The organism is Turicibacter sp. KK003, from assembly GCF_037014675.1.
Classification (GTDB): Bacteria; Bacillota_I; Bacilli_A; order MOL361; family Turicibacteraceae; genus Turicibacter; species Turicibacter faecis.
In genome coordinates this window covers 302,966-317,500 of sequence record NZ_CP142738.1, presented here as the reverse complement: position 1 = coordinate 317,500, position 14,535 = coordinate 302,966, and the positions used below count along the sequence as shown (strand labels likewise).

Here is a 14,535-nt window from a genome sequence, read left to right as displayed (position 1 = left end):
GGAGCAGAAGATATGACATATACTGCTTTTTATTTAGGATATCCACTTAGACTTTTAGTAACACTCTATATTAAAAAAGGAGCCACATGAAGTGACTCCAATAAATATAATAATAATTAACGTTTTGAGAACTGTGGTGCACGACGAGCTGCTTTAAGTCCGTATTTTTTACGTTCTTTAGCGCGTGAATCACGAGTTAATAATCCGATTGGTTTTAATGTTCCACGGTATTCAGCATCAACTTGTAATAATGCACGTGAAATCCCTAAACGGATAGCTCCTGCTTGTCCTGTTAATCCTCCACCGTTAACATTTACTAAAACATCATATTGATTAGTAGTTTCAGTTAATGTTAATGGTTGCATGATATCTAAACGAGTTGCTGCAGAAGGAATATAATCTTCAAATTCGCGACCGTTGATAATTACTTTACCAGTTCCAGGTACTAAACGTACACGTGCAACTGAACTTTTACGACGACCAGTTCCTAAGTATTGTACTGTCATATAGTGTTACCTCCCTCTTGATTATCCACGAAGTTCGTAAACTTCAGGTTTTTGTGCTGCATGTGGATGCTCAGATCCAGCATAAACAAATAATTTTTTACCCATTGCACGTCCTAAACGTCCTTTTGGTAACATACCTTTTACAGATAATTCTAACATACGCTCAGGTGTTTTCTCGCGCATTTCTTTTGCAGTACGCACTGTTAATCCACCTTGATATCCTGAATGACGGTAGTATAATTTGTTTTCTAATTTATTTCCTGATAATGTGATTTTATCAGCATTGATGATGATTACATAATCTCCACAGTCTACATGTGGTGTGAATGTTGGTTTATGTTTTCCACGTAAAAGTGTTGCAACTTCTGTAGATAAACGCCCTAAAGTTTTATCTGCAGCGTCAACAACATACCATTTACGATCTACTTCATGAGATTTTTGCATAAATGTTGTACGCATTGTCCTGCCTCCTACTTCTTTCGCTATAATTATTTTTCATATTGAAAATTCGCTGGGGCTCGAATTTTCTTGTGAAAATAAAGAAAATGTACCGTTAGATATTTTACCCCATAGTCATACTTTTTTCAAGTGGTTTTAAAAATAATTATTCTTTTTTATACATTTTTTTTTGAATTTTCATCGTTGTCAAAAGAATAACTATCTAAATCCCCCATGCTCCTTAATTCACCTACTGATTATACCATCATAATGGATAGATATGAACAATCAAATTTTGGTTGTAAAAAAAAGAGGTCTTCGACCTCTCAAATTAAAACAATTTTTGTTAAAACATAAACTAAGATAAATCCTGGAATTCCGAGTGTTCCTGTTATAAATGATGTAATGTAATTGAGAGGAACAGATACACTAAAATATACCCCGACGATGTTAAATAGATATAGTGCAAATACCCCTATGATAAATCGTTTAATAAGCCAGCCCATAATTTTCATATGTATGTTATAAAGCCCTTTGACCTTATAACAAGTCACCTCCCTTCATATTGTCCATTTTATGTCTCCTTAAAGAGTGATATAACCTATCTATTTATTTTTTTCATTAGATCATTTATATCTTTACTATTCCATGGTTGTATGCAAAGAGGCTTTCATCAATATCATAGGATATTTATAGGTTAGACATACACATTAGGTGAATCTAGATTCCGGTTAAGATTCGTATTATGTTTTATTATTAAATTCGCTGTCCTATATATGACTTATCTATAAAAAAGGAGTTGTCCCCCGTGACCATTCATTTCTAATCATGGAGAGACAACTCTTCTTAAAACAGTTCCCTTCGACCTTCTAAAGCTCGAATTAACGTTACTTCATCTGCATATTCAATTGAACGTCCCATTTCAAGACCACGGGCAATACGTGTTACTTTGACATCAGTATTTTTTAATAACCGTGCGATATACTGTGACGTAGCATCACCTTCTAGGGTTGCACTTAACGCTAAAATCAATTCCTTAACACTTTCATCTTTTAGGCGTTCTATAAGGGCCGGGATTCCAATGTCTTCTGGACCCATCCCATCTAACGGTGACAGTACACCATTTAATACGTGATAAAGACCCTTAAATCCACGCATTCTTTCGATGGCAATCACATCTTTTGGATCCTGAACGACCGCAATAACTGATCGATCGCGGTGAGTATCCGAGCAAATAATGCATGGATCTGTGTCTGTAATATGGCCACATACAGAACATTTAAATAGTTGGCGTTTGCTATCTATAAGGGCCTTCGCAAAAGTTGTCGCATCATCTTCTTTCATCGTACTAATGACATGGAATGCTAATCTTTCAGCCGTTTTATTTCCTATACCAGGTAACTTACTAAAACTTTCAATTAATTTTGTAATGGGTTGTGGATATTGCATGATTTCTCCTTAGAATAATCCAGGAATATTCATTCCTTTTGTAAATTGTCCCATTGTTGATTCCGTTTTCTCATCAACTTGGCGTAATGCATCATTTAAAGCTAATAAGATGACATCTTCTAACATCTCTACATCTTCAGGATCAACAACAGATGGATTAATATTAATTTTATTAATTTGCTTTGTTCCCGTCGCTTCAACCGTCACCATTCCACCCGCTGCACTTCCTGTAAACACTGATTGTTCAATCTCTTGTTGTGCCTTCATCATATCACGTTGCATTTTTTGAATTTTCTTCATCATCATTGGGTTCATACTCTTCACTACTCCTATTCATCAATTATATTAACTAAATCGGCTCCAAACATTTGAATCATGTTATCTACTAAGCTATCATCTTTAGTTTGTTCTTCATTATTATAATTTATCACATTTTTTAGGTCCTGACTATATTGTTTTAAGCTCGGCTCAATCCCGCTTTTTTTCTGTTCAATATAGCTTTGTCTTTGTTCTAACCAAAATGATTCTGGCATGACACTAAATGAATAGGGGTGTCCAAAAAGATAAGCGACGATTTGCTCCGCCACCTTCTTATTATCTTCCCTCAACAACCTCTTACAGCCAGGTTCATGCTTATAGGTTAAAATAAACCCTTCTTCGGATGCCGCAACAACGTGACCATCCTTTAAAAGTACAATGACATCCCGGTGTTCTGGCATAATTAATGGATTTAGTTGAGTCCACTTTTGTAACACATGATCCCTTGCTTCCCGAGTGGCTTTGGATAAAACTCGCTCAATGGTTAGCATCGTTTGTGGCACATGTTCAGGTAAAATGATGGGATCCGGTTCTTTTGGAAGATGAATTTCAATAGGTTCTGATTTATTAAATAAGTCCATCTTAAATTGTGATTCATTTTTATTAATCCGCGGTTCCCTTAATCCACTACCTCCGGTTGATTCCACCTTTTTAATTAAATTTTTTAAAGTTTTAATCTCAGCTTTTAATTCTTCAATTTGAATCTGATATTCATTCTTGTTATCTACATCCGATGAAGGCTCCTCATCTGCTAAACCAAGTAGCCCAATTTCAAGAATCAGTTCAGGATGATTAGAGTACTTCAATTCTGACTGAATTTTATTTAATTTAAATAGGTATTCTACGATATGAGTTGAAATCAACTGATTTGCAAGTTGTGTAAACGTAGAGTGATTGACTAAACTGTCTGAAACACTCTTTTGTGACTTTTGATAAACAAGGATATCCCGATAAACCATAATCATCCCATCAATAATACGACTTGGTTCTTTTCCAACCTCGATCAGTTCTTTTATCAAGTCAATCGCCGACGAAAAATCACGTTCATAGATAGCGTGAATAAGTTGCAATAATTGATGATTAGAGATCGTCCCGCTAAGCGCATGGACATCTTCTAATAAAATCTTTTGATTCGAATAAGAAATAACCTGGTCTAACAGACTAAGGGCATCTCGCATTCCCCCCTCAGATAATTGGGCAATTAATTTAATAGCCTCTTCGTCGTAATCCATGTTTTGCTGTTTAGTAATTTCAATCAAGTGATCTGTAATTTCTTGAATGGAGATTTGTTTAAAATCAAAACGTTGGCATCGTGAAATAATCGTTGGTGGAATTTTATGTGGTTCAGTTGTCGCTAAAATAAAGATGACATGTTTTGGAGGCTCCTCTAACGTCTTTAGTAGTGCATTAAATGCCCCTGTGGATAGCATGTGAACTTCGTCAATAATATATACTTTATAACGCCCCGTTGTCGGCGCATATTTCACCTTGTCTCTAATTTCACGAATTTCATCCACACCATTGTTACTCGCGGCGTCAATTTCAAAAACGTCAGCATTGGATCCATTCGTAATCGTCTGACAATTTGCACACTCATTACAAGGTTCATCCGTTGGAAAGTGGATACAGTTGACTGCCTTGGCAATAACTTTCGCAATCGATGTCTTTCCCGTTCCCCGTGGACCGCAGAATAAATAAGCGTGTGATAATCGATTATGTTTTAAAGCGTTTTGAATCGTTCTAACAATATGCTTCTGCCCCACAACGTCGCTAAACTTTTGTGGGCGGTAAGCACGATATAGGGCATGATATGACATAAAAAGACTCCTAACTTTCTAGTTTAAAAATAATTTTGATTATATCATACATTATTAACAATGTCTGAGCACTTGTTGCACTTTTCTAAAAATAAAGTAAAGATTTATCCACAACTTGGTACTACACTGGTTATACATTTAATAGAAAAGAAGTTCCTTTTAGATGAAATTAATAACTTACTGTAGTTCCGGAGCTTTAATCGGATTTCTTACCGCCTATCTGAGGCCATTTTCTCCAAATACATTTTGGAGTTTATCTGATATTGTTAATTGTAGGGGATTTTGGATTACTTCTGTTTTTGTGATTATTTATTTGAGTAAAGGTAGGTTACAGGCCAGAATCCATGTGCTTCTCTATCTACTCTTTATGGGTTTGTCCTATTACCCCAGTTTATTTTTAGGGAGCTTTATTAATATCCTTTGTTATTTTGGGGCTCAACTCGTGTTTATCGGAAAACTAGACACCAATTACTCAGCCCTTATAAATGTACTCTCTCTATCAGGATTACTCTTAAAGACGCTCTCTTTAATACCTTCACAAACACACTTTTTACAGCTAGCATTTGATCGATTCTCTCTTATTTTTCTTTACTTCCTGTATAATCACCCCCCTCAAAAGAAAAGGGACAGCGCATTGTGATGGGTTTCAAGTGCTCTTTACTTCTCATCAATCAACTCCCCTTAGGAATTTAATGTCCCCCGCAGATGTCCCTCCAAAGTCGAACCGGTAAACAAGAAAATTCCCGGATATTCTCCTAAATGACATAAAGTGAAATAATTTAAAGTCAATAAAGCCCCTCCTTGATAAACTTTAACATCCTTCTGATAAATTCTCCTTAAACCCGATGCAAACATTTAATCTACTAATACCTCTCCCCGTGTTTAGGTTGAATATTTGACACGTAGTTTTCTAAGATGAAACAATCCTTTATTATATATTCGCCAAAATATTATGATGAAAATCTCCGTCGTCTCCATAATGAAAGGCAGTTCAATTTAATTGAACTGCCTTTCATTATTTAGTTCAGATGGTAACGATGCCCCTTAAGCGCATATAAAACTTCTTCAGCAATATTGGTCACATGGTCCCCCGCACGCTCAATATATTTATTGATTAAAATAGCATACGCAGTTCCGAATACTTTTCCGTCGACCACTTGAATATGAGTAATCAACGAAGCCATCAACTCATTATAAACCTCATCCACCTTTTTATCTAAATCCGCCGCTTCCTTGACTTTTGTTTTATTTTCTTCTTTTAATCCTTCAATAACGAGCGTTAACATTTTAATTACCAATTCTATCATATAAACAAGTTTATCCACATTTTTTTCGTAATGTTCTAATGATTCCTTTTGTTTAATTAAAATAATGTATTCTGCTAAATTTTTCGTATAGTCTGCAATTCTCTCATATTCAGTCGCTAATCTCATAATCATTAAGATTTTTCGTAAATCACTGGCTACAGGCTGTTGACGAATAATAACAATCGTGGCCTCTTCCACGATTTCTTCTGATAAATTATCAATCTTTTGATCCTTTTTAAGAATCGTCAGGGCGATTTCTAGGTCTAATGTCTTTAAAGCTAATAGTGTTTGTTCATAAGCCTGAATAGTCAACTGTGATAATTGATTCACCTCTTGCAGTAGTACCTCGTAATCTGTCTCAAGTCTTGTCTTTTTCATTCCAAATTCCCCCTCTTATCCAAAACGTCCAGTAATATAATCTTCTGTTCGCTTATCCTGTGGATTTGTAAAAACTTTATTCGTATCATCAAATTCAATTAGTTCCCCCATCAGGAAAAATGCCGTCTTATCTGAAATACGTGCCGCTTGTTGCATAGAGTGAGTGACCAATAACAATCGTATACTTCTCTTTTAATTGTTCCATTAACTCCTCTACCTTTTTGGTTGCAATCGGGTCCAGCGCCGATGTCGGCTCATCCATTAGAATTACTTCTGGCTCCATTGCAATCGCTCGCGCGATGCAAAGACGTTGTTGTTGTCCCCCAGACAATCCCATTGCTGATTTGTTTAGCCTATCCTTAACCTCGTCCCATAGCGCAGCCCCACGTAAAGACTTCTCAACGATTTCATCAAGTCGATTTTTATCCTTAACCCCTTGGCATCGTGGACCATACGCAATATTATCATAAATACTCATTGGAAACGGGTTTGGCTTTTGAAAAACCATCCCCACACGCGTTCTTAACTTCATCACATCAATATCTGAATAAATATTTTCTCCATCTAATTGAATCTCCCCAGTAATTTTCGCCGTATCTACAAGATCGTTCATTCGATTTAATGTTCTTAAAAAGGTTGACTTCCCACAACCTGAAGGACCAATTAGGGCCGTTACTTGGTTTGAGGGAATTTCTATATTAATTTGATGTAAGGCCTGAAAGTTTCCATAAAATAAATTTAAATCCGATACACTGAATTTTGGCTTCATCTTTCTTCACACTCCTAGTCATTAACTTTACTAAATTTCTTCGCAACTAATCTCGACAGTATATTAAGGGTAAACACAACAATAAGAATAACAATTCCAATGGCTGCTGCCATTTCGACATTTCCAGATTCCTTGACTTCGATATACGCACGAACAGTGAGTGAAGTCCCTGTTTCAAACAGCGAGAAGCTTCCAGTTGAAGGATTTACCGGTAACTTTGCAAATGTCCCAATTGTAAATAATAAGGCCGCAGATTCCCCGATAATTCGACCAATTGATAAAATAATCCCAACCAAGATTCCCGGAATTGCACTCGGTAAAACAACTTTAGATAAGGTTTGAATTTTATTCGCTCCTAGTCCGTAAGAAGCCTCACGATAACTCATTGGCACAACCTTTAAAGCCTCTTCTGTTGTCCTCATCATCGTCGGTAATAATAAAATTGTAAGGGTTAACCCTCCCGCTAAAATGGACATACCTAAATTCAGGGTATTTACAAACATAAGCATTCCAAACAATCCATAAACAACCGACGGAATTCCTGCTAAGATCTCAGTTGCAAATCGAATGGTATTCACTAACCTTCCTGGTTTTGCATACTCCACTAAATAAATCGCTGCTAAAATTCCAATGGGTGCAGAGAAAAGGAGGGCTACGAACACTAAAAGTAAGGTTGAAATAATCATTGGGAAAATTCCACCCCCGGTAGACATGACTTTCATCACCAACGTATTAGCATCGCCCAAAAATTGAATAACCTCTTCCTTATCCACCGTCTCATCTAATGTTAAGCTTTTTCCCGGAACCTTAATTTGTTGGATGTGGTCTCCCTTATTAATTCTCACCTTCTCATCCGCATTATTAGTTGCCTCTTTTAATGGTGATTCCTTATCAATCCAAACAACCTCGTAATGATCGCCATTTAATTCAAGTGCTGCCCCTAAGTTTTCTAAAAACAGTGCATCCGCTGAAAGGGAAGATGGAGCGATATATACCTGATTACTTTCAAGATTAACGTACTGAGTCTTTGACTCATAGTCATTAAATAAGAAATCTACCGAAATCTTAGACCAACCTTTAGAGAAAATAAAACCAACCACTAAGACTAAGACCCCTACTGAAAAAGTAGCCGCTAGCCAAATAAGCATTGTGCATAACTGATCCTTTATTTTTCGAGACATTAGCAATCACCTCCTTTTTTTTGAATACGCGCTAAAACTAAATTGATAATCATGATAAAGATAAATAAAACAACCGCGGTTGAAAATAACATTTGTTCATGAAGCTTCGCCGCATAACCTTGCTCTAAAGCAATATTTGTTGTCAATAAACGGACGCGGTCAAAAATGGTTGTCGCAATTCCCGACTCAGGATTTCCCGCGACTAAAATAACCGCCATTGTTTCCCCAATCGCACGTCCTACTCCTAAAATGATCCCCGTTAAAATTCCTGATCGCGCAGCGGGTAATGTTACCTTAAAAATGGTTTGTATTTTTGATGCACCTAGCGCTAATGATCCTTCTTTATAACTTTTAGGAACCGCTCGAATCGCCGTCTCAACGACTGCCACAATCGTTGGCAAAATCATAATTGTCAAAACAATAATAACGGCTATTAGAGAATCTCCTGTTGGATATGGTGAAATCTGTTTTACAAGTGGTGTGATCACTGCAAAACCAAACACCCCATATAATACCGATGGGATAGCTGCCAATAACTCAATCGCTGGTCGCACCATTCCCGCAATACGTTTAGGAGCAATTTCAGCAATAAAAACAGCCGTTAATAAGGCAATAGGTACTCCTAGTAAAATGGCACCGAAAGTCGCAAAAATAGAGTTAACAATCATATATCCAATGCCGTATTCTCCACTTTGCGGCGTCCATTTAAGCCCCCTTATAAAATCAATAAATGAGTAGGTTCCATATTCATTCCCACTAAAGAATGGAGCCAACCCCTTCCCAAAAATAAATATAATAATTAATGCGACGCTCAATACAGCAATCAGTGCCGCCAGTAAAAACAACCCATGGAAGAATTTTTCAACGAACACTCTTCGCCTATTTAAACTCATATCCTTTTTCACGTTTCAACGCCTCCACCCAGTTAAATTAAAATTTAACGCTTTTTCTCTACACGGACATTGTAACATCATCCTTCTATTTTTCTTATTTTGTTAACATAAAGTTAACGCTTGTTAACAATTCCTTAACATTTCTAGTTAACAAATAACCCCTGGATTATTTCTACAAAAAAGGAATTACCCCTCGCTGAGTAATTCCTTTTTTAATTATTTTGTTAATACCGACCACTCTGTAATCGTTCCTGTATACACGTCTTTAATTTGCTCCGTTGAAATATCTTCTACATCATTTTCTGGATTTACAACTAATGCAATTCCATCCATACATAAAGTTGTTGTTTGAATTCCTGATTCTAACTCTGAATCTTTAATTTCACGTGAAGCAAATCCTAATTTATAAGTTCCATCAATGGCATTTTTTACCCCAGCACTTGAACCCGTTGCGTTGTATTCATAGGTCACTTTTGGAAATAAGGCACAAAACTCATCTGCCAATGCTTTAACAACAGCCTCCGTCGACGTTGATCCCCCCATCATTAAATTTCCAGATAATTGATTGTATTTTGTCATATCAAAAGCCTCTGCCGCTGATTTATCCACAATAGTTCCATTAGCATCTAAAATTTCTAGTCCCTCTTGTGAAGCAGCAAACTCAATAAATGCACGTTCCACTTCTGTTAAATTTTGATCCATATACACCATTTCAAAAGGTCTAGCTACCGCATATGCTCCACTTAAAACATTTTCCGGCGTCGCCTCTACCCCATCCACTGTTAATCCTTCAATCTTTCCTTCATTTTCTTGTAAGGTAACAAAGGAAATATATCCTAGTGATTGCTCATTTTCTGATACATATGTTGCAACAACTCCATTTCCATCCTTAATTGTTGCACTTTTCGTTAACGGTGTCTGACCTTCGCCATTAAAACCGATAATTTCTTCGAAAGCCTGACGCGTTCCTGACCCCGCCTCACGACTAACGACATCAATTGCCCCTTCCTTCAATGCTGGTGTTTCAACTGATTCGGCAGGTTTTTGCCCCTCGCAAGCAACTACTGTTAAAGATACCGTTGCAACCGCAACTAAAGATAATAATTTTTTCAAATTCATCACGCCTCCATTTACATCTCTTTTGATAGATCCATTGTAATATAAATAAACATGTGAAATATTAATTTTCTGTTAAGAGTTCGTTAAAACTCCATGAACAAAAAAAAGCAACCTCCATTGGTCGACTTTTCCCTGTTAAATAAAGATTTATCAGAAAAAAACCGTAAAGGTTACTTCAAAAGTTTAGGTAACTGAACCGTAAAACAACTTCCCTTATTTAATTCACTCTGCACTTGAATCGCTCCATGATGGGCTTCGATAATGGACGCCACAATAGACAGGCCAAGTCCTGTCCCGCCTGTATGGCGAGACCTTGCTTTATCCACACGATAAAAACGTTCAAAAATATGCGGAAGATCCTCCGGTGGAATACCAATTCCATGGTCAATCACGCTTATCTCTATAAAGGTTGACTTTTCGGATACCTTAATTTGTATTTGCGTCTCATCAGGAGAATAATGAATGGCATTCGTTAAAAGGTTTAAAAAGCAATGCTGTAGCTTCGTATAATCCCCCTCGACCCAATATTTTTTTTCCTCAACAAAATCAATCGTCTGATGCTTAAGATTAGCTATTGTTTGTACATTTTGGATGCAATCATTTAATAGATAGTTTACTTCTAAACGCTGTGTTTGATGTTTAATTTGATCGTGTTCATATCGGTTAATTAATAGAAGATCTTTAACTAATCGTTCAATTCGCAAATTTTCATTTTGAATAATGGTTAAAAACTCTTCACAAATTGCTTGATCTTTTAACCCACCATTTAAAAGAATTTCACTACACCCTTTAATAGCGCTAATCGGAGTCTTTAATTCATGCGAAACGTTACTAAAGAATTCCTTTTGTAAATTTTCGTATTTTTTCAAATCAGAAATATCATAGAATAAAACAACAACCCCATTAAAATCCCCTTGTTCATCAAAGATTGGATGTGCGACTGAACTATAGTACTTATTATGAATCTTAAGTTGCTTTTTTCGAGTTTTTTCACAAATAAGCGCATCCTCGAGAATTTTTCGAATAGGCTCATTTTTTACATCATAAAACGACAGTTTCTTTAACGCAGTCATATGAACCCATTCCTTAAATTGATTGTTCGCGTACTCTAACTCCCCATGAATATTTAAAATAACAATGGGATCTTGAATATTATTAGTAATAATATTCAGAATTTGCATATTCCTTTTATTTCTGAATTCTTGTTGATGAATAAACCGCATCAATTGATTATATTGAACACCGACAACCTCCTGTTGCTCAATCACAAGAGGACGAATACTACTATAATCATTCTTCTCCTGAACTAATAACGCCACCTCATCATATCGCTTCAATTGCTTTAAATAAATCATCGAACGACGATATTGGGAAATCATAACAATCAGTAACATCATTAAAAAGACAAAGGTAATCTGTCCATCATTAGACGTTCCAATATTTACAAAAAGCAAAATTGTACACAATAAATAAAATGAAAGTAATTCATGGCGAGTCTTAATCATTTTTCTCATCCTCTAGCATATATCCAATTCCACGTATGGTTTTAATTTTAATCCCATAAGGTTTTAATTTTTCCCTAATTTTAAAGATGTGAACATCAACAATACGTGTATCTCCATCATACTCATATCCCCAAAGTCGGTCTAATAATAAATTACGTGATAAAGCTTGCCCCTGATGGTGAATTAAAAATTCTAACAATTCGTACTCTTTAAGCGTAAAATCGATAACCTCTTCATTGATTAAGACTTCAAAACGGCGTTGGTCTAAGATTAGTTGTTGATAACTTAAACGTTCTGTACACGCCTTCTGATGATGCATTCCCTTTCTGCGCATAATAGCTTTTACCTTTGAAACTACCTCACGAGACGAAAAGGGCTTAGTCATATAGTCATCGGCTCCAACATCAAGTCCCATTACCCGATCAAATTCATCATCGCGTGCAGATAACATGACAATATAGACTGGATTTTCCTCTTTTCTTAATTCCTTGCATACTGAGAAACCATCCCGTTTAGGTAGCATAACATCTAATATCATCACATCATAGGAATTTCGACGTGCCTTTTGTAGCCCCTCTTCTCCATCTGATGCTAAATCAACTATAAAACCTGACTGCATTAAATCGTATTGTAAAATTCTCTGAATAGAAAGTTCGTCCTCCACTACTAATACCCTTTTTCCCATCACGCATACCTCCAAGGTTCATTTCTTCCCTTTATTCTATCATACACCCAACGAACGGTTTGTTAAAATTCTGTTAAGATACCAAGGTTGAGCTAATAAAAAAAACTCTCCTTTGGTACCCTCACCCACATAAAACTAAATGCTTAAGGCTGCTACATTCCTGTCCTGACCTGGTTCACACCGTCCTATTGAATAAGGGTACCAAAAGAGAGTTTCAATTGATACACATTTAGTATATCAATTAGTCTCTTGCTTGTCAATCTTATTTCGTTTTTTTTTCTGTCTTAATTCTTTAAAAAAAGTCGTGAGTAACTGACCGCACTCCTCTTCCATTACACCAGAAATTACTTCACACTGATGATTGAACTGCTGCTCTTCTAACAAATTATAAATAGTCCCACAGCATCCACCTTTCGGATCCTTTGCGCCATAAACAACTTTCGGAATTCTCGATTGAACAATTGCCCCCGCACACATGGGGCAAGGTTCCAATGTCACATAAAGTGTACATTCTTCCAACCGCCATGACCCTAAAGCTTTATTCGCTTCATGGATTGCCAATAATTCAGCATGGGCTGTAGATAACTGACTTGTTTCACGTAGATTATGCGCTCGCGCTATAATTTTATCATCTTTGACAATAACCGCACCAATTGGTACCTCTCCAATGGTTTGCGCTTTCTTTGATTCTTCAATTGCCTGTTGCATAAACTCAAGATGCTCCATATAATCACCCGTTATTAGTTCTTTTTTAATTTATTCTATGATAAAATAAAGAGGTTATCAAGACTAAGTGATAAAGAAAGTCTGAGGTGAGGATGATGGCTAAAACTTTTATGTTAAACGTGGATAACTTAAGTTCGAATGAGGATGAAAAAAAAATTAGAGATTATTTTGAAACTAATTTAGACGGGGTGGAGAAATTAGATATTAATTTATCTTTAAAATTAATTTCTGTTCATTACAATGAGGGGATTGGATCGCCTAAATATATTTTAGATGCTTTTAATCATCTCGGTTATACCGTTCGCTAAACTTATTTTTACACTTTCGTTACTAGGTTTGAGCTCTCACTTCGTGGGGAAGTAGAGTAAAATCAATGATACTTTAATATCAAAAGAGCAAGAATGACCGTTCCATCATTCTTGCTCTTTTTAATTATTCTTTTTGAAATAGACGTTTCATCTGCTCAAATGTTTCATCACTTATAACATGTTCAATTCGACAGGCATCCTTATCAGCTAGATCATCACTAATCTGAAGGGTCTTTATTAAAAAATCTTTAATCAAACAATGACGTTCATAAATCGCTTTGGCTCGATGATAACCCGCTTCGGTTAAACGAATTTGACCATTTCTTTCAATCAAGATAAATCCTGCTTCCTTTAAGATTCGCATTGCCCGACTAATACTCGGTTTAGAAAAATTCAATTCATTAGCTACATCGATTGAACGAACAAAGCCATTTTTTTCATTTAATAGGTAAATAGTTTCTAAATAATTTTCACCCGATTCTTGTAATTTCATATGCCCCCCTAATTAATAAAATCTAAATATCGTTATAATCTTAGCATAATATTCCTCATTTCTTCAACTTTTATACTTCTTATCAGATGAATAGGTAATGGAATATATCATTATTACTCGACATATACTGAATTATCTCAGTTAGCACTTGCTAACCATTTCCTAATTATGTTAACATAAAAGAAAAGAGCTCGGTTAACACTGTCTAACTCGTAAAAACGAGAAGTGCGTATTAACAGATAAATTCTGTTTATGCACAGGTTAAAATCTTTTCAATCATTTTGTGTCCACTGTAAGAAAAGATTTTCTTCTTAATGATTAGGTATGAATACTTAGACTAACATTAACTTCTAATTCACGTGGACCCCAAAAAGTATTTTAGGAGGAATGAAAATGAAAACTTTAAAGGATGTAAAAATAGGTGAGACAGCCATTGTAACAAAATTAAATGGTATGGGAGCCCTTCGACGTCGAATTATGGATATGGGAATTACAAAGGGAACCTCTATTTATTTAAGAAAAGTAGCTCCACTAGGAGATCCCATCGAGGTCACTGTTCGAGGGTATGAACTATCTTTACGTAAGGAAGACGCCGAAAATATTATCGTTAAATAGTTAATAGCCATTAAAAAAGGGGGAATTT

The 14,535-nt window shown here is 35.9% G+C and carries 15 protein-coding genes, 1 other RNA gene and 1 pseudogene; 2 read left to right on the top strand and 15 right to left on the bottom strand.

The features are described 5' to 3' along the window. Nucleotides 1-116: 116 nt before the first annotated feature. From rpsI to tadA, 14 genes and pseudogenes are all read right to left on the bottom strand, one after another. Nucleotides 117-506 carry a 30S ribosomal protein S9 gene (rpsI, locus tag VXM77_RS01490; RefSeq protein ID WP_055244296.1) on the bottom strand — a complete coding sequence of 130 codons (390 nt, stop codon included), beginning with the start codon at nucleotides 504-506 and terminating at the stop codon, nucleotides 117-119. Nucleotides 507-527: 21 nt separating this feature from the next. Next, nucleotides 528-965, bottom strand: a complete 438-nt coding sequence (gene rplM, locus VXM77_RS01485; protein WP_161832930.1) for a 50S ribosomal protein L13 — start codon at nucleotides 963-965, stop codon at nucleotides 528-530. 825 nt (nucleotides 966-1,790) lie between these two features. Then, nucleotides 1,791-2,393 carry a recombination mediator RecR gene (gene recR / locus VXM77_RS01480; RefSeq protein WP_161832370.1) on the bottom strand — a complete coding sequence of 201 codons (603 nt, stop codon included), beginning with the start codon at nucleotides 2,391-2,393 and terminating at the stop codon, nucleotides 1,791-1,793. Nucleotides 2,394-2,402: 9 nt separating this feature from the next. Continuing rightward, a complete protein-coding gene (locus VXM77_RS01475; protein ID WP_161832371.1) occupies nucleotides 2,403-2,708 on the bottom strand; it encodes a YbaB/EbfC family nucleoid-associated protein in 306 nt (101 codons plus the stop codon). Nucleotides 2,709-2,722: 14 nt separating this feature from the next. Further along, entirely contained in the window at nucleotides 2,723-4,528 is a 1,806-nt protein-coding gene (gene dnaX, locus VXM77_RS01470; protein ID WP_338506737.1) for a DNA polymerase III subunit gamma/tau, read from the bottom strand. 1,019 nt (nucleotides 4,529-5,547) lie between these two features. Continuing rightward, on the bottom strand, nucleotides 5,548-6,213 hold the full coding sequence (gene phoU, locus VXM77_RS01465) for a phosphate signaling complex protein PhoU (RefSeq protein WP_161832374.1): 666 nt from the start codon (nucleotides 6,211-6,213) through the stop codon (nucleotides 5,548-5,550). Nucleotides 6,214-6,228: 15 nt separating this feature from the next. Beyond that, nucleotides 6,229-6,982: pseudogene (pstB, locus tag VXM77_RS01460) on the bottom strand (phosphate ABC transporter ATP-binding protein PstB). A 14-nt stretch (nucleotides 6,983-6,996) separates the two neighbouring features. Further along, entirely contained in the window at nucleotides 6,997-8,163 is a 1,167-nt protein-coding gene (pstA, locus tag VXM77_RS01455; RefSeq protein WP_262950971.1) for a phosphate ABC transporter permease PstA, read from the bottom strand. Next, nucleotides 8,163-9,068, bottom strand: a complete 906-nt coding sequence (gene pstC, locus VXM77_RS01450) for a phosphate ABC transporter permease subunit PstC (protein WP_161832377.1) — start codon at nucleotides 9,066-9,068, stop codon at nucleotides 8,163-8,165. Before pstC ends, pstA begins: the two co-directional genes overlap by 1 nt. 204 nt (nucleotides 9,069-9,272) lie before the next feature. Further along, nucleotides 9,273-10,175 (bottom strand): substrate-binding domain-containing protein, encoded by a 903-nt coding sequence (locus VXM77_RS01445; RefSeq protein WP_262950972.1) that lies wholly within the window; start codon nucleotides 10,173-10,175, stop codon nucleotides 9,273-9,275. A gap of 170 nt (nucleotides 10,176-10,345) precedes the next feature. Next, nucleotides 10,346-11,680, bottom strand: coding sequence for an ATP-binding protein (locus VXM77_RS01440; RefSeq protein WP_262950974.1), 1,335 nt, complete (start codon nucleotides 11,678-11,680; stop codon nucleotides 10,346-10,348). Then, nucleotides 11,673-12,365: a response regulator transcription factor gene (locus VXM77_RS01435; RefSeq protein ID WP_161832379.1), complete on the bottom strand. Its 693-nt coding sequence runs from the start codon at nucleotides 12,363-12,365 to the stop codon at nucleotides 11,673-11,675. The genes VXM77_RS01440 and VXM77_RS01435 overlap by 8 nt, the downstream gene beginning before the upstream one ends. A gap of 109 nt (nucleotides 12,366-12,474) precedes the next feature. Further along, nucleotides 12,475-12,570, bottom strand: an RNA gene (ffs, locus tag VXM77_RS01430) — signal recognition particle sRNA small type. A 32-nt stretch (nucleotides 12,571-12,602) separates the two neighbouring features. Next, the gene (tadA, locus tag VXM77_RS01425; protein WP_262950978.1) at nucleotides 12,603-13,091 is read right to left on the bottom strand and encodes a tRNA adenosine(34) deaminase TadA; all 489 of its coding nucleotides are present in this window, start codon (nucleotides 13,089-13,091) and stop codon (nucleotides 12,603-12,605) included. A gap of 95 nt (nucleotides 13,092-13,186) precedes the next feature. On the opposite strand from tadA, the gene VXM77_RS01420 reads away from it, so the two are divergent. Continuing rightward, nucleotides 13,187-13,399, top strand: coding sequence for a heavy metal-associated domain-containing protein (locus VXM77_RS01420; protein ID WP_161832381.1), 213 nt, complete (start codon nucleotides 13,187-13,189; stop codon nucleotides 13,397-13,399). Between the two features lie 124 nt (nucleotides 13,400-13,523). Here VXM77_RS01420 and VXM77_RS01415 read toward each other — a convergent pair whose 3' ends face one another. Next, nucleotides 13,524-13,892: a metal-dependent transcriptional regulator gene (locus tag VXM77_RS01415; RefSeq protein WP_262950980.1), complete on the bottom strand. Its 369-nt coding sequence runs from the start codon at nucleotides 13,890-13,892 to the stop codon at nucleotides 13,524-13,526. A 393-nt stretch (nucleotides 13,893-14,285) separates the two neighbouring features. Between VXM77_RS01415 and VXM77_RS01410 the strand changes: the two genes are divergently transcribed. Beyond that, a complete protein-coding gene (locus VXM77_RS01410; RefSeq protein ID WP_262950982.1) occupies nucleotides 14,286-14,507 on the top strand; it encodes a ferrous iron transport protein A in 222 nt (73 codons plus the stop codon). Nucleotides 14,508-14,535: the final 28 nt, after the last annotated feature.